The organism is Paenibacillus sonchi, assembly GCF_016772475.1.
In the GTDB taxonomy this organism is placed as follows: Bacteria; Bacillota; Bacilli; order Paenibacillales; family Paenibacillaceae; genus Paenibacillus_AQ; species Paenibacillus_AQ sonchi.
In genome coordinates this window covers 1,187,764-1,209,358 of the sequence record NZ_CP068595.1, presented here as the reverse complement: position 1 = coordinate 1,209,358, position 21,595 = coordinate 1,187,764, and the positions used below count along the sequence as shown (strand labels likewise).

Here is a 21,595-nt window from a genome sequence, read left to right as displayed (position 1 = left end):
CCACGCTAACCGTAGGACACTATTTGATGGAGGGATGTTCCCGGATGGATGTTATGCACACCATGGAAGAGCTCGTTGCCGAGCTGAATCAATATAATTATCACTACTATACGCTGGATGCGCCTCAGGTCAGCGACAAAGAGTACGATGTCCTTTATGATAAGCTGGTGGCCCTTGAAGCGGAGAGCGGCATTATACTGCCTCATTCTCCTACACAGCGTGTAGGGGAGAACTGCTGAAAGGCTTCACCCCGCACCGGCATCTGGCCCCGCTGTGGAGCCTGGATAAGGCGCAGAATATTGAACAGCTCCGCAGCTGGCACACGCGGGTGCTGAAGCTTGTGAATGATTACAACACCAAAAATCCGGAAAACCCTCTTCCAGAGCCCTGCTACGCGGTGGAACTGAAATTTGACGGCTTGACCCTGAACCTGACCTATCGTGACGGAACGCTGGTACAGGCAGCGACACGCGGCAATGGCGTGACCGGGGAAGGCATTCTTGCCCAGGTGAAGACGATCAAATCGGTTCCTCTAACGATTCCTTTTAAGGAAGGCGTTATTGAGGTGCAGGGTGAAGGGATTATGAATCTGTCTGTGCTGGCCGACTATAACACAAGGGCGGCGGAACCGCTCAAGAATGCCCGCAACGGGGCGGCAGGGGCGCTGCGCAACCTGAATCCCAAGACTACGGCGGAACGAAGACTCAACGCTTTTTTCTATAATATAGGTTATGCAGAGGGTGTGCAGTTCTCCGACCATCAGGAAATGATGGATTTTCTGCGGACCAACCGGTTTAAGGTCAATCCGTATCTTACTTATTTCGATAAGTTTGATGATGTCACCGAGCAGCTGGCGGAAATCGAAGAGAGCCGTTCCGGTCTTGACTACCTGATCGATGGGGCGGTTATTAAGGTAACGGACTTCCGCATCCGCGAGGTGCTGGGGTATACGGACAAGTTCCCGCGCTGGGCGGTGGCTTATAAATTCGAGGCAGAAGAAACCACGACCATTCTGGAGTCGGTAAGCTGGAACGTGGGCCGCACCGGCAAGGTCACTCCTTTGGCCCGGGTTGAGGCGGTTGAGCTGGCTGGCGTGACCGTCCAGAACTGTACACTGAACAACGTCGGAGATATTGAACGGAAGAATCTCAAGCATGCCCTCGGTACGCGTGTGTTCATCCGCCGCTCCAATGATGTCATTCCGGAAATTCTCGGCAAAGTCACAGAAGAAAGTGACGGGGGGAGATTATTTTCCCTGTAGACTGCCCGGCCTGCGGCTTCCCGCTGGAAATGCGCGGGGCACACCTCTTCTGCAACAATAAGCTGAACTGCAAGCCGCAGATCATCGGACGGATCACTCACTTTGCCTCCAGAGATGCGATGGATATCGAAACCTTCAGTGACAAGACGGCTGGTCAGCTATATGAAGAATTGAATGTGCGCGAGCCTGCTGATTTATACGAGCTCACCTTTGAGCAGCTGGTCAAGCTGGAACGTTTTGGAGAGAAGAAGGCGGCGAATCTGCTGAAAGCGCTGGAGGAGAGCAAAGGACGGGATCTTGCGTCTTTCCTGTATGCCCTGGGGATTCCGAACACCGGCAAGGCGACCACCAGAATGCTCGCGGATCATTACCGGAGCCTGGAAGGGGTCATGAAGGCAACCGCCGAGGAACTGTCCGGACTTCCGGACATCGGGGGCATTGTTGCTGAGAGCATTGTCAGCTTTTTTGCCGATCCCTTTGTGATCACCAGCATCAACCGTATGCTTGAGCTAGGGGTGGAAGCGAAGGCACCTGAGGCTCCGCGTCAAGTGAGTACCGATTCTTTCTTCAGCGGCAAAACGGTCGTACTGACCGGTTCGCTGCAGAAGCTTACCCGCGAGGAAGCGGCGGAACGTCTGGAAGCGCTGGGTGCCAAAGTCTCCGGCAGTGTCTCCAAAAAAACCGATCTCGTCATCGCCGGCGAGAAAGCAGGCAGCAAGCTGGCCAAGGCGCAGCAGCTGGGCATTCAGGTGATTGAGGATGAAGAAGAGCTGATCCGGTTGTTGGAGAGTTAGGCATTGCAGTTGAATACACAGGCATTTCTGAAGCCCTGATCCGAAAAATATCGGATACAGGGCTTTTTGTCATATCGATCTTTAATATAAAATAGTGGGGAATGGTATTTTTGGGGTAGAGAGGATACTTGCCTATGAAACAAGAAACAATCCTGCTGGTTGACGATGAGAAGGAGATTGTAAATCTGCTGGACATCTATTTCCGCAATGAGGGATACCGGCTGCTCAAGGCGTATGACGGGATGGAAGCGCTGGATTACTTGAGGGAAGAGACCGTCGATCTGATTATTATGGATGTAATGATGCCCCGGATGGACGGAATCGCGGCTTGTATGGAGATCCGTGAAGAACAAAACATGCCGATTATTATGCTCTCCGCCAAAAATTCGGATATGGACAAAATTCTCGGGCTGAGCATAGGGGCCGACGATTATGTAGGGAAGCCGTTTAATCCATTGGAGCTGGTGGCGCGGGCCAAATCCCAGCTGCGCCGCTACCATCGGTTCAATAAGGAGGCTCCGGTGAAACCTAACGAGAATGAACTGGTCTTCGAAGATTTGGTGATAGACATCGCGAAGCATGAGGTCAGTGTGGATAACCGCAAGGTGAAGCTGACCCCCCGGGAGTTTTCCATTCTGGAGCTGCTGGCCAGACATCAGGGGCAGGTACTCAGCATGGAGCAGATTTATACGAATGTCTGGAGTGATCCTTTTCTGGATGGCGGCAATACCGTGATGGTACATATCCGCAATATCCGCGAGAAAATAGAGCTTGACCCGAAGCGCCCCCGCTATATACAGACCGTGTGGGGAATCGGCTACAAATTGGACAGGCCGTCCTGAAAGCCTGAGGTGAGAATGGGTGAATGCCAAATATGTAACTACAATCCGCTGGAAATTCATATGGGCGTTTATACTTAGCGTAGTCTCGGGAGCAATTCTGCTAATCGGAGGGTACCGTCTGGTGAATTCCCTCGTCTATTTGAATCCTTCTCCGCCGTCAGCGGCGTATTCACAGCTCCTGAGATGGGTTATTAATCATATTGGCTCAGTTCCGGTAATGACTGCTGCCGGTATTCTGAGCTTTCTGTTTTTCTTTTTTATCTATACGCGGAAAATAGTTCTGTATCTGGAGGAGATCACACGCGGCATTCAGCAAATTACGAAGCTGGGAGAGTCGCACCGGATTGAGGTCCGGACTGCGGATGAGCTGGGTCTGCTGGCGGAGAACATCAATATCATGTCTGAACGGCTCCAGCATTCCCTCCTGGAAGAACGCAAGACAGTCGCTGCCAAAAATGAGCTGATTACAGGCGTATCCCACGATTTGCGCACCCCGCTGACATCCGTTCTTGGCTATCTTGAATATATTGAGCAGGACCGCTGCCGGGAAGAGACGGAACTGCGCTATTACGTGAATATTGCCTACCAAAAAGCATTGGTTCTGCAAAAACTCATTGATGATCTGTTCGAGTATACCCGTGTCAGCAGCGGAGGGCTCCCGCTTGTGCCGGAACGTCTGGATTTGAAGGCCTTTATGCGCCAGTTGGCGGAAGAAGCGGTTCCGGAGCTGGCCCGGGCAGGCATGACCTACGAACTGGTGGATGAGACCGATTCGCTATGGATTCAGGCCGCTCCTTATGAACTGCTGCGGGCGTACGAAAATCTGATTACCAATGCGATAAGGTATGGACGGGAGGGCAAGAGGCTGGAGATCGGACTGTCCCGTGAAGGCGATGAAGCTGTGGTGCGGATCAGCAACTTTGGTGAACGGATTGCGGAAAGCGATCTTCCGCATATTTTTGAACGCTTTTACCGGGCTGAACGCTCCCGTTCACAATATACGGGCGGCTCCGGGCTGGGCCTGGCTATTGCCAAGGGGATCGTCGAACGCCATAAGGGGGCCATCTCAGCCGCAAGCGACATGTACCGGACAGATTTTATTACACGTTACCCGCTCGCCTAAGATTTCTTAAGAAAATCTTCAGCATTTTGGCCGCTGCTTCTTAAGAATTGGCCGGTAGTCTAGTTGACATTAGGCGGTTATTGCCTGTGTGACTAGGAGGGGAATGGTTTTGAAAAAATTCAATACGGTACGCTCCGGCTATCTGTATATCTTTGGAGGAAGTGTGCTGCTCAGCGGGATGCTGCTCGCTGCCGCGTATTGGATGGTTGCATTGCTGTACTCGCATTATGGCGCCGAATCTACAGCTTTTTACATTCGGCTCCTGCATTGGATGACGAATCATATCGGGCGGAGGCCACTTGCGGTGCTGCTGTTCACAGCCCTGTTTACTGGAATCTTTCTGCTGCGTTCGCAGAAAATATCCGATGATCTCAAGAGCCTGCTGCAGGCAACAGAGGAATTGTCCAGCCGGGGCACCGTCGGGGAGCTGAAGGTGGACAGCGGCGGCGAACTGGGCCAGCTGGCTGCTAATCTGCGCAGAATCAGGAGACCGGACACGGCGGAGTTAGCGGATAAGACTGATCATAGAATCAGCCAGCAGGATGAGCCGGTGCTGGATAGCGAAGCGCTTATGGCTCTGATACTAAGAACACGAACGCTGCTGCGTTTGCTGCATGAAGCCGCGGCGGAAGAACAGGCGCAAGAGCTGGTTCCGCAGATAGAAGCGGCTCAACGAGAGGCGACGGGGATGGAAGGGTTCCTGGAGAACCTGATGGCCCGGTCATGAGCAGGCCGGATGCCAGAGTCGTACACAAGCTGCAGCATGTCTTTTATACTGCTTTTGACCTTGCGGTAGTCTCTGCCATACTGCTGCTGGTTATACTGGTTTATGTCCATCAATACGGAGGTACTGTACTTGACCGTTATCCCGAAAAGCTGAAGCTTCCGCAATCCAGTGTAATTCTTGCCTCGGATGGGACGGTACTGCGCCGAATCCCGCTTCCCGAATCAGGCTACAGAGTAACGGCCCGGCTGGAAGAGATGCCGGAATTGCTGATCGAGACCTTTTTAGCCGTCGAGGACCAGCGGTTTTACAGCCATCAGGGACTGGATTACCCGGGAATCCTTCGTGCTGCGTTGCACAACACGGTGCAGCTCAGCGCCTCAGAGGGAGGCAGCAGCATCACCCAGCAGCTTGCCCGTAATCTTTATCTGAACAGGGATAAAAATATGCTGCGCAAGCTGAAGGAGGCCTCCCTCGCACTGGCCTTGGAGAAGCGGCTATCAAAACAGGAGATTTTGCAGCTGTATCTCAATCAAATCTACATGGGCCACGGCCAATATGGGGTAAAATCAGCAGCGGAATATTATTTCGGTATAACTCAATTGAAAGAATTGGAGATCTGGCAAATTGCTGCGCTGGCGGCTATTCCCAAAGGGCCCTCTGTATACAACCCTGAGGCGGAGGGGGAGCGGTCTAAGGGAAGGAGAGACCTTGTACTGCGGATGATGCAGCAGCGGGGATTGATTACCCATGCGGAAATGGCTGCTGCGATGAGCAAGGAGTTTCGACCTGTAGAGAGGGCTAAGGCGGAGAGGATAGGCGATTCTTATATGGATGCGGCACTTAAGGAAGCTTCCCGGCTCACCGGACAGCCGCTAGAGGAATTGCGGACAGGAGGCTACACGATAGTGACCGGAATGAATCCCGGTGCCCAGCAGGCGCTGGAAGAGACTTTCGGTAATCCTGAATTCTTCCCCCGGACGGTACAACGCAGCAAGTGGAGGCTGCTATGGCTATAATCAATCATAACACTGGTGATGTTGTGGCGTTGACTGGCGGGCGCCATCCAAGTATAGGCGGTATTAACCGGGCTATTATCGATGCGCGCCAGCCTGGTTCAGCCTTTAAGCCGATAATCGATTACGGACCCGCGCTGGAAACCGGACGTTTTGCACCGGATAGTATTCTTCCCGACCGGAAGGAGAGGTACGGGGATTATAGTCCCGATAATCTGAATGGTATCTACCGGGGACAAGTCAATATGGCACTGGCGCTGCAGCAGTCCATTAATGCTCCGGCCGTTTGGCTGCTGAAGCAGGTGGGAATTGCAAACGCCCGTTCTTTCGCGGCCAAGCTTGGAGTAACGCTGCCGCCGGAAGACAACAATCTGTCAATTGCCCTTGGCGGATTGCATACCGGAGTGTCTCCGCTCAAGATGGCGCAGGCTTACAGTGTGTTCGCGAGTGGAGGAGCCTTCCGCCAAGCCCATACTGTAAGAAGCATTACAGATGCAGAAGGGAAAACATTGTACACGTATACTTCTGCACAGCGCCAGGTCATCTCGCAGAGAACCGCAGCAAGTATGACTGCTATGCTTCGTAACGTCGTCAACAACGGGACGGGATCAAAGGCCCGCATGAACGTTCCGGTAGCCGGGAAAACCGGCACGACCCAGGCCGGCCTGCCGGGTGTCACCGGCAAGGCCAACCGCGACCTCTGGTTCGTCGGTTATACCCCGGACTTAACAGCAGCTGTATGGATGGGATTCGACCGTACAGATAAGGATAACTACATGACCGCCGGCAGTGGAAAGGCGGCCGGATTATTTTCTGCTGTGATGAACAAAGTGTATGCGAGCACAAGGTGATAGACATATTGCCGGTCTATACCCGCTTCGCATTCGGCAGCCAGGCATCCTTGTCATAACCGCGTTGTTCCCAGTAGCCGACGTGGTCCTCGTCAATAAGCTCTATCCGGTTAAGCCACTTCACTGATTTATAGGCATACATTTGCGGGGTCACCAGGCGTACGGGGCCTCCAAGCTGGTTCGGGATGGGTTTGCCGTCATGCATCACGGCGACCATTACATCCTCCATCCGCGCCTGGGCCAGCGTCAGCGAATCGGTGTAAACTCCATCGCCGGAATAGAACTTCACCATCGCTGCTTGCTCACGTACACCGGCCATGTCAAGCAGCTTTGCGAGGGGGAGCCCTTCCCAGGTGTTTTTATATACCGACCAGCCCGTAACACAATGGAAATCGCTGACCTGCACCTCGCGTTGCAGCTTGACGAATTCCTCCCAATTCCAAGTGAATTTTTGGTCAACCAGGCCATCGATGGTAAAAGACCAGCTGCTGTTATCGAACGCAGGGATATCCGTAACGGTATACACCCGGAAGCTGCCTTCCGCTCCGCCTCCGACGGGAGGGGCAGAATCAGCCAGCGGTACAGGATCCGGAAGCAGATTATTGGCATTGTTCGCGGCATACTCGGCAGCACCCGGAAGCTGAAGGGATTTGCTGATCCAGCGCACAAAAGTTGGGCCAAGCGTAACGGCCAGCCCTGCGCCAACAGCAACTTTAATGAACCCGCGGCGTGAGTACATCGGCTGGGGCCCCTGTGCTGCTGCAGGCTTTTGAGTTCCGTCTATAATCTTGTCCTTGCTCTCCAAAGCCGTTTCCGGCACAATGGAGCGTTTCTTGGGCTCCTTCAGCCATTTGACCCTGGTAATGGAATGATAGATCATAACCGGAAGCCCAACCCAGGTGAGCAGGTCGTGAATGAGCAGAGCGCTATTGGCTGCCCTCGGACCGGCAAGTCTGAACTGCCAGAGGACAATCCCGGATACGATCCAGCCGGCCAGCAGAACCAGCACAAAAATTACATTGGCCTTCTGCGGGCCCTTGCCCTTCAGTCTTTTCCAGTGTTTGGCGGCAAGGAGTAAATAATAAATGACCGGTACTAGCAGCACCAGCCCAAATCCGATATGCGCCCACTTCAGCCACACTCTTCCTTCGCCAAGCAGCTCCCGCCAGAACCCTCCGACCAGCAGCAATCCGCTTACTGCCAGGAACAATACCAGCCAGGCATTCCACTTGTGAATGGAAACCAGCTTTTTTCCGTAGCCTTTGCGGATCCACGCCAAAGCTTTCCCCATTGCTGTCCCTCCTCTAGCTCTACTGCTATGACGAATCATTCAACTTTTAACTAATTGTACCGCAAAAATCGGCTGTTGAATAATTCTCTGCTTGGCTGCCGCTGCCATCTGTTACATTCGTCAAAAAGCCCATCTTTCTCAGCAGACAAGAAGGATGGACTAGGCTAAAAAGGGGTTTTGAAGTTCACGCTCAGCAGGTTATTCAGCCGCCCACTCTTCCAGCTTTTTGTCTCCGGGGAGCAGTAGGGCAAGCAGACCAAGCAACGGGAGGAATCCGCAGGCCACGAATACTGTCGTAATGCCAATCCGGTCAATGAGCTCACCAATGACAACAGAACCGATACCGCCGAGTCCAAAAGCCAGTCCGGTAATCAGGCCGGAGACCGTGCCGATATTTCCCGGATACAGCATCTGTGCATAGATTACCGTCACGGAGAAGCTGGACAACAGGATGAAACCCGAGATAACCAGCAGGACAAGCGCAAAGGCCTGATTTACAAAAGGAAGCGCCAATGCGAAGGGGACTGTTCCCACCATCGAGAGCAGGATCAGGTTCCGCCGTCCAAAACGGTCCGCAAGCGGCCCGCCAAAGAATGTGCCAACCGCACCGGCAGCCAGGTACATAAAAATGTAGATCTGGGCATCATCAATGGTCATCCCATAATTCTTCATTAAGTAGAAGGCATAGTAGCCACCAATGGAGGCGCCGTACCAGGAACGGACAAATACAAGGAAGACCAGAATAATAGTGGCGGTCAAAATGCTTTTGCTGCGTGCAGGATCAATCGTTCGTGCAGCAGATTTTTTACGGAAGGTATATCCTTCGTTCAGCATTTTCCGGTACCATTTGGCCACATAGGTCTGAACAGCGATGCCAGCTGCCGCAATGACAGTGAAACCGAGCGCGCCCATCTGACCAAACGGGATGAATACCCATTTCATCAAGAGTGGACCCAGGGACTGTCCGGCGTTGCCGCCAACCTGAAAGATGGATTGGGATAATCCCTTTCGCTGACCCGCAGCCATATGAGCCACGCGCATCCCTTCCGGATGGAACGCAGCCGACCCGAATCCGACAAGTATCACTGAAAAGATCACGAGCGCATAATTGCCGGCAAAAGCGAGCAGGAACACTCCGGCAAAAGTGCAGCACATTCCCAGCGGCAGCAGGATAGGCCGTGGCGTTCGGTCAGCGGCATAGCCTATAACAGGCTGAATCACTGAGGACGTAATGTTCAGGGCAAAAGCGATCCATCCCACTTGAGCATAAGAAAGCAGCATATTGTCCTTCAGGATAGGAAACATGGCCGGGATCAGCGCTTGAATAGAATCATTAAATAAATGAACAAAGCTGACAGCGAGCAAAATACGGTAAATAGTAGCCTGCTGCAGGTGGCGCTGATCCTGCTCTTCCTTGATTATTGGTGCTGTGGACGATATGGTCTTATTATTCATCAGTTCTCCTTTCCGAGCTGGTTAATAATGTGAGTGATTGCTGGCTTTCATTAAGCTTTATTTTAGCCATAAGTATTGTATTATGGAAATCAATTTGTGCCCTATCCGTACTAATTATGCGCCAGTTCATTTATTTATAAAAAAAGCTTGCAATCATCCTAGTGGCGTGATATATTATCTCTTGTGCTTATGAGGCATCGACGCTGAATGAATGAGCGTAGAAGAAATAAGTTGACAAGATACAATGAAACATGATATGATCTAATTCCTGCGCTTGACACGAAGTGTTTAGATGACGGGAGCAAGTTCTTTGAAAACTGAACAAATGGAACGCGTTAATTTTTAAGAGATTCATATAATGAATCGTCAGTTTCAAAATGAGCTATCGCTCTTTTAATAACATTTCGGATGGTTATTTTCTTGGAGCAATTCAAGGAAGCGGCCACTCGAAAAAACCTTATTGGAGAGTTTGATCCTGGCTCAGGACGAACGCTGGCGGCGTGCCTAATACATGCAAGTCGAGCGGAGTTTATCCTTCGGGGTAAGCTTAGCGGCGGACGGGTGAGTAACACGTAGGCAACCTACCCTCTAGACTGGGATAACTACCGGAAACGGTAGCTAATACCGGATAATTCCTTGACCCACCTGGGTTTGGGATGAAAGGCGGAGCAATCTGCTGCTAGAGGATGGGCCTGCGGCGCATTAGCTAGTTGGTGGGGTAACGGCCTACCAAGGCGACGATGCGTAGCCGACCTGAGAGGGTGAACGGCCACACTGGGACTGAGACACGGCCCAGACTCCTACGGGAGGCAGCAGTAGGGAATCTTCCGCAATGGGCGAAAGCCTGACGGAGCAACGCCGCGTGAGTGATGAAGGTTTTCGGATCGTAAAGCTCTGTTGCCAGGGAAGAACGTCCGGTAGAGTAACTGCTGCCGGAGTGACGGTACCTGAGAAGAAAGCCCCGGCTAACTACGTGCCAGCAGCCGCGGTAATACGTAGGGGGCAAGCGTTGTCCGGAATTATTGGGCGTAAAGCGCGCGCAGGCGGCTGCTTAAGTCTGGTGTTTAAACCTTGGGCTCAACCTGGGGTCGCACTGGAAACTGGGCAGCTTGAGTACAGAAGAGGAAAGTGGAATTCCACGTGTAGCGGTGAAATGCGTAGAGATGTGGAGGAACACCAGTGGCGAAGGCGACTTTCTGGGCTGTAACTGACGCTGAGGCGCGAAAGCGTGGGGAGCAAACAGGATTAGATACCCTGGTAGTCCACGCCGTAAACGATGAGTGCTAGGTGTTAGGGGTTTCGATACCCTTGGTGCCGAAGTTAACACAGTAAGCACTCCGCCTGGGGAGTACGGTCGCAAGACTGAAACTCAAAGGAATTGACGGGGACCCGCACAAGCAGTGGAGTATGTGGTTTAATTCGAAGCAACGCGAAGAACCTTACCAGGTCTTGACATCCAACTAACGAAGCAGAGATGCATCAGGTGCCCTTCGGGGAAAGTTGAGACAGGTGGTGCATGGTTGTCGTCAGCTCGTGTCGTGAGATGTTGGGTTAAGTCCCGCAACGAGCGCAACCCTTGACTTTAGTTGCCAGCAGGTCAAGCTGGGCACTCTAGAGTGACTGCCGGTGACAAACCGGAGGAAGGTGGGGATGACGTCAAATCATCATGCCCCTTATGACCTGGGCTACACACGTACTACAATGGCCGGTACAACGGGAAGCGAAGCCGCGAGGTGGAGCCAATCCCAGCAAAGCCGGTCTCAGTTCGGATTGCAGGCTGCAACTCGCCTGCATGAAGTCGGAATTGCTAGTAATCGCGGATCAGCATGCCGCGGTGAATACGTTCCCGGGTCTTGTACACACCGCCCGTCACACCACGAGAGTTTACAACACCCGAAGTCGGTGGGGTAACCCGCAAGGGGGCCAGCCGCCGAAGGTGGGGTAGATGATTGGGGTGAAGTCGTAACAAGGTAGCCGTATCGGAAGGTGCGGCTGGATCACCTCCTTTCTATGGAGAATCGTCACCTGAAACGGTGACATTCAAATCGGAAGTGTAAGCTTCCAGATACTTAACGCGTATCCATTTGTTCGGTTTTGATGGAATTTGCGGGGCCATAGCTCAGCTGGGAGAGCGCCTGCCTTGCAAGCAGGAGGTCAGCGGTTCGATCCCGCTTGGCTCCACCAACAAACTTCATCTATTTGTTATGTCTTGAATATCTGTTGTGATTAACGGAGTTTCTCGTTAAGAGTAACAGAACCTTGATCCTTGAAAACTGGATACCGAAACGAAAATGCGTTTTAGAACATTCCTTTAAGCTGAACTTGTGTAAGCAAGTGAAGAATTAATAGTGATGCTAAGCGAAGATTTTCGATTGTGCAGCGACTTTTGAGTGGAAATCCCCTTGTGAATGGTGCAAGCCGTGAACAGGACCTGCGCTCAAGCGGAGCGAACAAGCGAAATGTCGGAGCGATGGTTAAGCTAATAAGAGCACACGGAGGATGCCTAGGCGCCAGGAGCCGACGAAGGACGTGGCGAACAACGAAACTGCCTCGGGGAGCTGTAAGCAAGCTTTGATCCGGGGGTGTCCGAATGGGGAAACCCGGCTGTGGTAATTCGCAGTCACTCACATCTGAATTCATAGGGTGTGAAGAGGCAGACCAGGGGAACTGAAACATCTAAGTACCCTGAGGAAGAGAAAACAATAGTGATTCCGTCAGTAGCGGCGAGCGAACGCGGAACAGCCTAAACCAAGGAGCTTGCTCCTTGGGGTTGTGGGACGTCTCACATGGAGTTACAAAGGAACCGGGTAGGCGAAGAGGTCTGGAAAGGCCCGCGATAGAGGTAAAAGCCCTGTACCCTAAACCCTGTTCCCTCCGAGACGGATCCCGAGTAGTGCGGGGCACGTGAAACCCCGTATGAATCCGGCAGGACCATCTGCTAAGGCTAAATACTACCTGGCGACCGATAGTGAAACAGTACCGTGAGGGAAAGGTGAAAAGCACCCCGGAAGGGGAGTGAAATAGAACCTGAAACCGTGTGCTTACAAAAAGTCAGAGCCCATTTTAGGGGTGATGGCGTGCCTTTTGTAGAATGAACCGGCGAGTTACGTTTAACATGCAAGGTTAAGGTGAGAAGCCGGAGCCGCAGCGAAAGCGAGTCTGAATAGGGCGATTAAGTATGTGGACGTAGACCCGAAACCGTGTGATCTACCCCTGTCCAGGGTGAAGGTGCGGTAACACGCACTGGAGGCCCGAACCCACGTACGTTGAAAAGTGCGGGGATGAGGTGGGGGTAGCGGAGAAATTCCAATCGAACTCGGAGATAGCTGGTTCTCCCCGAAATAGCTTTAGGGCTAGCCTCGGTGAATGGAGTCGTGGAGGTAGAGCACTGATTGGGTGCGGGGCCCGCAAGGGTTACCAAGCTCAGTCAAACTCCGAATGCCATGGACTTCTTGCCGGGAGTCAGACAGTGAGTGCTAAGATCCATTGTCAAAAGGGAAACAGCCCAGACCATCAGCTAAGGTCCCCAAGTGTGTGTTAAGTGGGAAAGGATGTGGAGTTGCACAGACAACCAGGATGTTGGCTTAGAAGCAGCCACCATTGAAAGAGTGCGTAATAGCTCACTGGTCGAGTGACTCTGCGCCGAAAATGTAACGGGGCTAAACACACCACCGAAGCTATGGCTTGATGCTTTGCATCAGGGGTAGGGGAGCGTTGTGTATACATTGAAGGTGTACCGTAAGGAGCGCTGGAGCGTACACAAGTGAGAATGCCGGTATGAGTAACGAAAAGATCAGTGAGAATCTGATCCGCCGAAAGCCCAAGGTTTCCTGAGGAAGGCTCGTCCGCTCAGGGTAAGTCGGGACCTAAGGCGAGGCCGACAGGCGTAGTCGAAGGACAACAGTTTGAAATTACTGTACCACCGTAATCCGCTATGAGCGATGGGGTGACGCAGGAGGGTAGTGACGCGGACTGATGGATGTCCGTCCAAGCAGTGAGGCTGGTGTGTAGGCAAATCCGCACACCGAAAGGCTGGGCTGTGATGGGGAGCGAAAATTACAGTAGCGAAGGTCATGATCTCACACTGCCAAGAAAAGCCTCTAGCCAGGAGAAGGTGCCCGTACCGCAAACCGACACAGGTAGGCGAGAAGAGAATTCTAAGGCGCGCGGAAGAACTCTCGTTAAGGAACTCGGCAAAATGACCCCGTAACTTCGGGAGAAGGGGTGCCTCGGTAGGGTGAATAGCCCGAGGGGGCCGCAGTGAAAAGGCCCAAGCGACTGTTTAGCAAAAACACAGGTCTGTGCGAAGCCGCAAGGCGAAGTATACGGGCTGACGCCTGCCCGGTGCTGGAAGGTTAAGGGGAGCGGTTAGGAGGCAACTCCGAAGCTGTGAACCGAAGCCCCAGTAAACGGCGGCCGTAACTATAACGGTCCTAAGGTAGCGAAATTCCTTGTCAGGTAAATTCTGACCCGCACGAATGGCGTAACGACTTGGGCGCTGTCTCAACGAGAGATCCGGTGAAATTTTAATACCTGTGAAGATGCAGGTTACCCGCGACAAGACGGAAAGACCCCATGGAGCTTTACTGCAGCTTGATATTGAATTTGGGTACGATCTGTACAGGATAGGTGGGAGCCGTAGAAGCCGGAGCGCAAGCTTCGGTGGAGGCGCCGTTGGGATACCACCCTGATCGTATCTAGGTTCTAACCTGGTACCCTGAGCGGGTACGGGGACCGTGTCAGGCGGGCAGTTTGACTGGGGCGGTCGCCTCCTAAAGAGTAACGGAGGCGTTCAAAGGTTCCCTCAGAATGGTTGGAAATCATTCGAAGAGTGCAAAGGCAGAAGGGAGCTTGACTGCGAGACCTACAAGTCGAGCAGGGACGAAAGTCGGACTTAGTGATCCGGTGGTACCGCATGGAAGGGCCATCGCTCAACGGATAAAAGCTACCCTGGGGATAACAGGCTTATCTCCCCCAAGAGTCCACATCGACGGGGAGGTTTGGCACCTCGATGTCGGCTCATCGCATCCTGGGGCTGAAGTAGGTCCCAAGGGTTGGGCTGTTCGCCCATTAAAGCGGTACGCGAGCTGGGTTCAGAACGTCGTGAGACAGTTCGGTCCCTATCTGTCGTGGGCGCAGGAAATTTGAGAGGAGCTGTCCTTAGTACGAGAGGACCGGGATGGACGTACCGCTGGTGCACCAGTTGTTCCGCCAGGAGCATGGCTGGGTAGCTACGTACGGACGGGATAAGCGCTGAAAGCATCTAAGCGTGAAGCCCCCCTCAAGATGAGATTTCCCAATACGTAAGACCCCTTGAAGACGACGAGGTAGATAGGTTGGAGGTGGAAGCACGGCAACGTGTGGAGCTGACCAATACTAATCGGTCGAGGGCTTATCCAATAAACTAAAATGCAAATTTCGTTTCGGATTCAGTTTTCAGGAATCAAATTCCTGAAGCATTTACGCTGTAAATGCCCGTTTGGTGGCGATAGCGGAGGGGTTCCACGCGTACCCATCCCGAACACGACCGTTAAGCCCTCCAGCGCCGATGGTACTTGGACCGAAGGGTCCTGGGAGAGTAGGACGCCGCCAAGCACATGACCACTGTTGAGTTATTGACAGTGGCTTTTTTGCGTTGTGCAGGGTTGTGGAAAAGCTGTGGATAATTTTCAGCAATTTCCGAAAAGTTGCACACATGTGGATACAATTGCAGTAAGCCATCTATACACTGAATTTCCTGTTTAAATACACAAGAATGTGGATGAGTCAAGAGAAAACCCTAATAATTCACGGTTTTTGTGGATAAAAAGTGGATTATGTGGATAATGTTCCGGAAATGGTGGATAACTTTTTGAGGGATGTATAATACCGGGTGGATATGATTTGTTTTGTGTTTTATCTGTGGATAACTTGTGGGAATTCTGATTTTCTCCGGCAGAATAGCGCTAAGGCGTTTTGCTTGCTATACTCACGTAGAGAGCACTAATACTAACTTTGATGAGGTGAGCGGAAGTGGAAATCAGGCAATTGCATTCTGAGGAATTTGAAGCGAGCTTGAGCTTGTCCGAATATGCTTTTAAATATAAGGTTGCCGATGAAGACAGAGCTGAAGCCAGACAGAAGTTTAGACCGGAAAGAGTATGGGGAGTCTTTGAAGACGGGACGCTGGGCGCTCAATTGAAATTGCTTCCGCTTCAGGCCTACATACAAGGCAAAGTATTTCCTATGGGTGGAATAGCCGGAGTATCCACATGGCCGGAGAACCGCAGGCAGGGGCTTGTGGCCAAGCTTTTATCACATACGCTGCAAACGATGAACGACTCGGGACAGACATTGTCTTTTCTGCATCCGTTTTTGATTCCCTTTTACCGTAAGTTCGGCTGGGAGGTCTACTGTGAGTATAAAAAGTATTCTATCCCTGTGGACAAATTTCCGCGAAAAACTGAAATTCAGGGCAGTATAAAACGTGATTCTGCCGCTCTGGAAATACTGGAAGGGCTGTACAGCCGGTTTGCCGCTGAATACAATGGAACTCTGCAGCGTGATCAGGAGTGGTGGAAGCAAAGGGTATTGGATTCGGACACGCATCACGGTGTTTTTTACTCAGAGCTTGGTGAGCCGGAAGGCTATGTGCTGTATAAAATAGTCAACAATGAACTGGTTATTGATGAATTTATTTTTTTGAACGAACAGGCGCGTAAAGGCTTGTGGACATTTCTGGCTAACCACGATTCGATGATTACCGGTGCTTCGCTCAAGCTGGTGCCCGCTGATGATATCCTACCTTATTTGCTCCCAGACCCGCGGATTCCGCAGGAGAATTATCCATACTTTATGGCGCGGATTGTGAATGCGCGGGCCTTTATAGAGAACTTTACCTTCCGGAGCCGTAACAGCCTTGAGAGTAGAACCCTGTATATTGAAGATGAGCATGCCCCTTGGAATAACGGGTTGTGGTTATGGAGTGTGGCCGGGAATGGTGCGTCAACGTTAGAGCGTCTGGATGGTGAACAGGCTGCTGCTGATTGCAGCTGCACCATTGGAGCACTCACAGTGATGTTGCTGGGTTACAAACGGCCTGTAGAACTGGCGAAGTACGGACAGCTTAATGCAAGCCCGTCCGGGCTTGAATGGCTGGAAGAGGTTATTCCTCAAGCCAAAACAGCGCTGTTTGATTTTTTCTGATCCTGCAGTTTAGGGCTCTCCCGGCTTCGAGAAGAAGCTTGGGGGGCTTTTTACAATCGCTTTATTCGCCTCTTGTTGAGAAAGAAGGGAATACAATGGGCAAAAAAAGTAAAAAATAAAAGCAACCCCTTGGAATTCAGTGAGAATGTGTTATAATATGAAAAAAGTCAAAGAAAGTCAAAGTCAACGCAGCTCGGAATCAGTTCTCTGATGAGAGGCAACAACATGGTGGCAGGCTCTTCATGGATGGCTTTTTTGGTATACCTCCGGCTTGATGCTGTATGAAGCTTAACGCCGGGTTCACTCCGATTCGGGCTGATGCACTTGGGTTAAGTTCTTAGAGATCATTGCCGGACGGAAGTGCAACAAGAGGGACTATAAGTTTTGAACACTGGAGGATGAGTGATGCGTAATATCTCTGATATTATCGAACAATATCTGAAGAATATTTTGCATGAAAGTCCCGAAGGTACGGTGGAAATTCAGCGCAATGACCTGGCGGACCAGTTCTCATGCGTACCGTCTCAGATCAATTATGTCATCAGTACACGTTTTACTTTGGAAAAGGGCTATGTAGTTGAGAGCAAGCGCGGCGGCGGCGGCTATATTCGGATTCAGCGTTTCGAGCTCCCGCAGAATGTGGCACTGTATGCCCATCTCAATTCTACAATAGGAAAGGATATCGATCAAAATTCCGCCGAAGGACTGATTTATCAGCTGGAGGAGGCCCGGTTTCTAACCAAGCGTGAAGCGTGTCTCATGCGCGCCGCTGTTTCCCGGGAATGCCTGACGGTTAATCTGCCGTACCGGGATGAGATTCGTGCCAAGCTAATGAAGGCCATGCTAATCTCCTTATTGGGCAAATAACGGTCAAATCTGAAGGAGGGACACCGCTTATGCTTTGCCAGGAATGCGGGGTCAAACCGGCGACACTCCACTTCACCAAAATTGTGAACGGGGAGAAGACGGAATTTCATATTTGTGAAAGCTGTGCGCGTGAAAAAGGGGAGCTGATTCCGGGAACTGCTGGAGGGTTCTCTATCCACAGCCTGCTGTCAGGTCTCTTGGATCTGGAAGGAGCCGGCAAGGAAAAAAATGCGGCAGCCCAGACTGTACAGGGTCTGCGATGTGAGAATTGCGGCATGACTTATTCCCAGTTCAGCAAGCTTGGGCGTTTTGGCTGCAGCTCCTGTTATAAATATTTTGACAGCACGCTGGACCCGCTCTTCAGACGGGTGCATGGCAGCACCGCTCATGTCGGCAAGCTTCCCAAACGTGCCGGAGCACAGATCATGTGCAAACGCAAAATTGATGAGCTGAAGCAGGAGCTCCAGCAAAGTATCGCAGAAGAGGAATTTGAGACTGCAGCTGAGCTGAGGGACCAGATCCGAAAACTTGAAAAAGAAATGCCGCAAGAGTAAAGTCTTTGATATATAGGGGGGATAAGACATGTCAAGTCTCCGGTTTACCGAACAAGCCCTTAGTGACTGGATGCGCTGCGGAGGCAGCCATTCCGAGATTGTCATCAGCAGCCGGATGCGGATCGCCCGCAATCTGGAGCACCTTCCCTTCCCTTTGCTGGCTTCGGCAGAGCAGTCGGAAGAGGTGATGAAGCAGCTTGCTCCTGTTTTTCAGGGGGAAGCAGCCGCGGATTTCGGCAGCTTTCAACTGCTGAAGCTGGATGAGCTCGATGAGCTGGACAAAAAAGTGCTTGTGGAGAAGCACCTCATCAGCCCTAATCTGGCCAATGACTCCCGGGGCGGTGCAGTGATCCTGAACGAGGATGAGTCGGTCAGCATCATGATCAATGAAGAAGACCATCTGCGCATCCAGTGCCTGTTCCCTGGTCTGCAGGTTAGAGAGGCTTGGGTAAGGGCGACAGCCATTGATGATATTTTTGAGGGCTCGGTCAATTACGCCTTTGATGACCGAAGAGGGTATTTGACCAGTTGTCCCACGAATGTAGGTACAGGGCTTCGCGCCTCGGTGATGGTGCATTTGCCTGCACTTGTCATGACTCACCAGATCAACCGGATTTTATCCGCAGTGAATCAGGTGGGACTCACAGTAAGAGGAATTTACGGTGAAGGCAGCGAAGCAGTAGGGAACATCTTTCAGATTTCCAACCAAATTACGCTTGGGCAGACGGAAAATGAGATCATCGAGAATCTGCACAGCGTAGTCACCCAGATTATTGAACATGAGCGTAATGCCCGGGAGCGGCTGCTGGCCGATTCCGCTTTGCGGATTACGGACAGAATCAAACGTTCCTACGGGATTTTGTCTTATGCAGCGGTGATGGAGCTGAAGGAGTCCGCACAGCGGCTCTCTGACCTAAGGCTGGGAGTCGATCTTGGGATTCTGGAAGGACCGCCGATTTCAGTGCTCAACGAGCTGAATGTGAAGACACAGCCGGGCTTTCTGCAAAAGATGTTCGGAGACGAGATGACAGCCACCGAACGCGATATGTACCGGGCGAAGCTGCTCCGGGAGACACTGGGATCACAACATTAATTATAGATATTTATTATCCGTGGAGGTGCAGGAGATATGATGTTTGGAAGATTTACGGAACGCGCACAAAAGGTGCTCGCACTGGCGCAGGAAGAAGCCGTTCGTTTGGGACATAACAACATTGGGACAGAACATATTTTGCTCGGACTGATTCGTGAAGGAGACGGCATCGCCGCCAAGGCTTTGATTGGTCTGGGTCTGGGTCTTGAGAAAATCCAGGACGAAGTGGAAACACTGATCGGCCGGGGACAAGAACAGCCTACAAACATTGCTTATACTCCTCGTGCCAAAAAGGTTATCGAACTGTCGATGGATGAAGCCCGCAAGCTGGGCCACACTTATGTCGGAACAGAGCATATTCTGCTCGGACTGATCCGTGAAGGCGAGGGCGTAGCCGCCCGTGTGCTCAATAACCTCGGAATCAGCCTGAATAAAGCCCGCCAGCAGGTGCTTCAGCTTCTGGGCAGCAGCGAAGCTACTTCGAGCCACAGCGGGACTCCAGCCAATGTCAGCACGCCTACGCTGGATGGCCTGGCCCGTGATTTGACCGCTTATGCCAAAGACGGCAACCTTGATCCGGTCATTGGCCGCAGCAAGGAGATTGAGCGTGTGATTCAGGTGCTCAGCCGCCGGACCAAAAACAATCCGGTGCTGATTGGTGAACCCGGGGTAGGTAAAACAGCGATCGCCGAAGGCTTGGCACAGAAGATCATCAACAACGAAATTCCGGAAACTCTGCGTGACAAACGCGTAATGACCCTGGATATGGGTTCTGTGGTTGCCGGCACAAAATACCGCGGTGAGTTCGAAGACCGCCTCAAAAAAATTATGGATGAGATTCGCCAGGCAGGGAACATTGTGCTCTTCATTGATGAGCTGCATACCCTGATCGGCGCAGGCGGTGCGGAAGGCGCCATTGACGCTTCCAACATTCTGAAGCCTGCACTCGCCCGTGGAGAGCTGCAATGCATTGGTGCTACCACGCTGGATGAATACCGCAAATACATTGAGAAGGATGCCGCGCTAGAGCGCCGGTTCCAGCCGATCACGGTGGATCAGCCTTCTCCGGAAGAAGCCGTGCAAATTCTCTACGGTCTGCGTGACCGCTATGAAGCCCATCACCGGGTGAAGATCACAGATGAAGCCATTGTGGAAGCTGTGAAGCTTTCCGACCGCTATATTTCTGACCGCTTCCTGCCGGATAAGGCCATTGACCTGATTGATGAAGCAGGTTCCAAGGTAAGACTTAATTCTTACACTATCCCGCCAAATCTGAAGGAACTGGAAATGCGCCTGGACGATATCCGCAAGGAAAAGGATTCCGCTGTGCAAAGCCAAGAATTCGAGAAAGCAGCTGCACTGCGCGATACCGAACAGAAAATCCGTGAGGAACTGGATACTACCAAAAACCAATGGAAAGAAAAACAGGGACGTACCGATTCCCAGGTAACGCCAGAGGATATCGCTCAGGTGGTTGCCAGCTGGACAGGTATTCCTGTCAGCAAGCTGAAGGAAGAAGAAACGGACCGGCTGCTGAATATGGAAGCTCTGCTCCATGAACGTGTCATTGGCCAGGACGAAGCCGTGAAGGCTGTCAGCCGGGCACTGCGCCGGGCGCGTGCAGGTCTTAAAGACCCGAAACGTCCAATGGGTTCCTTCATCTTCCTTGGACCAACCGGGGTAGGTAAAACCGAGCTGGCCCGTGCGCTTGCCGAAGCAATGTTCGGTGATGAAAATGCGGTTGTCCGTATCGATATGTCGGAGTACATGGAGAAGCATTCCACTTCCCGTCTGGTCGGAGCGCCTCCAGGGTATGTCGGCTATGAAGAAGGCGGACAATTGACCGAGAAGGTCCGCCGCAAGCCATACTCTGTAGTGCTCCTGGACGAAATTGAGAAGGCGCATCCGGAGGTATTCAATATTCTGCTGCAGGTGCTGGAAGACGGCCGTTTGACCGATTCCAAAGGCCGTGTAGTCGACTTCCGCAACACTCTGATCATTCTGACCTCCAACGTTGGGGCGCAGGCAATCAAGAAGAATTCGACGCTTGGATTTACAGCGGTGCAGGATGCAGGAGCGGATTACAACAACATGAAGGGCAAAGTCATGGAAGAACTCAAGAAGAGCTTCCGCCCTGAGTTCCTGAACCGTATTGACGAAATCATTGTCTTCCACTCCCTGGAAGAAAAGCATATTGCCGAAATCGTCACGCTCATGTCCGATGAATTGCGCAAGCGGCTGCGTGAATATGATGTGGACTTTATGCTTACAGATGGCGCTAAGGCCTTCCTGGCCAAAGAAGGCTACGATCCTGCCTTTGGTGCCCGTCCGCTGCGCCGGGCCATCCAAAAGCATATCGAAGACCGTCTTTCCGAAGAGCTGCTGAAGGGCAACATCAAGAAGGGGGATTCCCTCAAGATTGATGAAGTAAACGGTGAGCTTGTGGTAACCACAGTGGAACCGCCGGTAGCCGTCACTCCGGAAAAAGAGGTTGGAACCGAATAACAGCTGCGTACTTGAAACAAAGCTCCCGCTCCTC

12 protein-coding genes, 1 tRNA gene, 3 rRNA genes and 1 pseudogene are annotated in these 21,595 nt (G+C 52.0%); 15 read left to right on the top strand and 2 right to left on the bottom strand.

Annotated elements, in window-relative coordinates:
• Positions 1–44: 44 nt before the first annotated feature.
• The 6 genes and pseudogenes from ligA (at position 45) to JI735_RS35350 (ending at position 6,611) form a co-directional block, all read left to right on the top strand.
• A pseudogene (gene ligA, locus JI735_RS05660) lies at positions 45–2,055 on the top strand (NAD-dependent DNA ligase LigA).
• A gap of 134 nt (positions 2,056–2,189) precedes the next feature.
• On the top strand, positions 2,190–2,897 hold the full coding sequence (locus tag JI735_RS05655; protein WP_039835708.1) for a response regulator transcription factor: 708 nt from the start codon (positions 2,190–2,192) through the stop codon (positions 2,895–2,897).
• A 19-nt stretch (positions 2,898–2,916) separates the two neighbouring features.
• Complete coding sequence (locus JI735_RS05650) at positions 2,917–4,020, top strand: sensor histidine kinase (RefSeq protein WP_039835709.1); 1,104 nt, start codon at positions 2,917–2,919, stop codon at positions 4,018–4,020.
• A 109-nt stretch (positions 4,021–4,129) separates the two neighbouring features.
• The gene (locus JI735_RS05645; protein WP_039835710.1) at positions 4,130–4,747 is read left to right on the top strand and encodes a hypothetical protein; all 618 of its coding nucleotides are present in this window, start codon (positions 4,130–4,132) and stop codon (positions 4,745–4,747) included.
• Positions 4,744–5,763, top strand: a complete 1,020-nt coding sequence (locus tag JI735_RS35355; RefSeq protein WP_233476264.1) for a transglycosylase domain-containing protein — start codon at positions 4,744–4,746, stop codon at positions 5,761–5,763. Before JI735_RS05645 ends, JI735_RS35355 begins: the two co-directional genes overlap by 4 nt.
• A complete protein-coding gene (locus JI735_RS35350; RefSeq protein WP_233476263.1) occupies positions 5,754–6,611 on the top strand; it encodes a transglycosylase domain-containing protein in 858 nt (285 codons plus the stop codon). The genes JI735_RS35355 and JI735_RS35350 overlap by 10 nt, the downstream gene beginning before the upstream one ends.
• A gap of 16 nt (positions 6,612–6,627) precedes the next feature.
• On the opposite strand, the gene JI735_RS05635 is transcribed toward JI735_RS35350, so the two are convergent.
• Positions 6,628–7,902, bottom strand: a complete 1,275-nt coding sequence (locus JI735_RS05635; protein ID WP_039835712.1) for a molybdopterin-dependent oxidoreductase — start codon at positions 7,900–7,902, stop codon at positions 6,628–6,630.
• A 198-nt stretch (positions 7,903–8,100) separates the two neighbouring features.
• Positions 8,101–9,357, bottom strand: a complete 1,257-nt coding sequence (locus JI735_RS05630) for an MFS transporter (RefSeq protein WP_099091761.1) — start codon at positions 9,355–9,357, stop codon at positions 8,101–8,103.
• A gap of 457 nt (positions 9,358–9,814) precedes the next feature.
• Here JI735_RS05630 and JI735_RS05625 point away from each other — a divergent pair.
• From JI735_RS05625 to clpC, 9 genes are all read left to right on the top strand, one after another.
• Positions 9,815–11,365: ribosomal RNA gene (locus tag JI735_RS05625) — 16S ribosomal RNA — on the top strand.
• A gap of 100 nt (positions 11,366–11,465) precedes the next feature.
• A tRNA-Ala gene (locus JI735_RS05620) sits at positions 11,466–11,541 on the top strand.
• 288 nt (positions 11,542–11,829) lie between these two features.
• Positions 11,830–14,757 (top strand): 23S ribosomal RNA (locus JI735_RS05615).
• 78 nt (positions 14,758–14,835) lie between these two features.
• A 5S ribosomal RNA gene (rrf, locus tag JI735_RS05610) occupies positions 14,836–14,952 on the top strand.
• Together the 16S, 23S and 5S rRNA genes with 1 tRNA gene alongside form the textbook arrangement of a ribosomal RNA operon.
• A gap of 417 nt (positions 14,953–15,369) precedes the next feature.
• Positions 15,370–16,542, top strand: a complete 1,173-nt coding sequence (locus JI735_RS05605) for a GNAT family N-acetyltransferase (protein WP_039832585.1) — start codon at positions 15,370–15,372, stop codon at positions 16,540–16,542.
• A gap of 405 nt (positions 16,543–16,947) precedes the next feature.
• Positions 16,948–17,409 carry a CtsR family transcriptional regulator gene (locus tag JI735_RS05600; protein WP_020427103.1) on the top strand — a complete coding sequence of 154 codons (462 nt, stop codon included), beginning with the start codon at positions 16,948–16,950 and terminating at the stop codon, positions 17,407–17,409.
• A 29-nt stretch (positions 17,410–17,438) separates the two neighbouring features.
• Positions 17,439–17,963, top strand: a complete 525-nt coding sequence (locus JI735_RS05595) for a protein-arginine kinase activator protein McsA (protein WP_020427102.1) — start codon at positions 17,439–17,441, stop codon at positions 17,961–17,963.
• 28 nt (positions 17,964–17,991) lie between these two features.
• Positions 17,992–19,056: a protein-arginine kinase McsB gene (locus JI735_RS05590; RefSeq protein WP_039832586.1), complete on the top strand. Its 1,065-nt coding sequence runs from the start codon at positions 17,992–17,994 to the stop codon at positions 19,054–19,056.
• A gap of 36 nt (positions 19,057–19,092) precedes the next feature.
• Complete coding sequence (gene clpC / locus JI735_RS05585; RefSeq protein ID WP_039832587.1) at positions 19,093–21,561, top strand: ATP-dependent protease ATP-binding subunit ClpC; 2,469 nt, start codon at positions 19,093–19,095, stop codon at positions 21,559–21,561.
• Positions 21,562–21,595: the final 34 nt, after the last annotated feature.

Excerpts from the sequence above, each read along its gene's own strand:
- clpC (WP_039832587.1), top strand. The coding sequence starts at position 19,093 with ATGATGTTTGGAAGATTTACGGAACGCGCACAAAAGGTGCTCGCACTG.
- JI735_RS35355 (WP_233476264.1), top strand. The coding sequence starts at position 4,744 with ATGAGCAGGCCGGATGCCAGAGTCGTACACAAGCTGCAGCATGTCTTT.
- JI735_RS35350 (WP_233476263.1), top strand. The coding sequence starts at position 5,754 with ATGGCTATAATCAATCATAACACTGGTGATGTTGTGGCGTTGACTGGC.
- JI735_RS05655 (WP_039835708.1), top strand. The coding sequence starts at position 2,190 with ATGAAACAAGAAACAATCCTGCTGGTTGACGATGAGAAGGAGATTGTA.
- JI735_RS05590 (WP_039832586.1), top strand. The coding sequence starts at position 17,992 with ATGTCAAGTCTCCGGTTTACCGAACAAGCCCTTAGTGACTGGATGCGC.
- JI735_RS05635 (WP_039835712.1), bottom strand. The coding sequence starts at position 7,902 with ATGGGGAAAGCTTTGGCGTGGATCCGCAAAGGCTACGGAAAAAAGCTG.
- JI735_RS05595 (WP_020427102.1), top strand. The coding sequence starts at position 17,439 with ATGCTTTGCCAGGAATGCGGGGTCAAACCGGCGACACTCCACTTCACC.
- JI735_RS05630 (WP_099091761.1), bottom strand. The coding sequence starts at position 9,357 with ATGAATAATAAGACCATATCGTCCACAGCACCAATAATCAAGGAAGAG.
- JI735_RS05600 (WP_020427103.1), top strand. The coding sequence starts at position 16,948 with ATGCGTAATATCTCTGATATTATCGAACAATATCTGAAGAATATTTTG.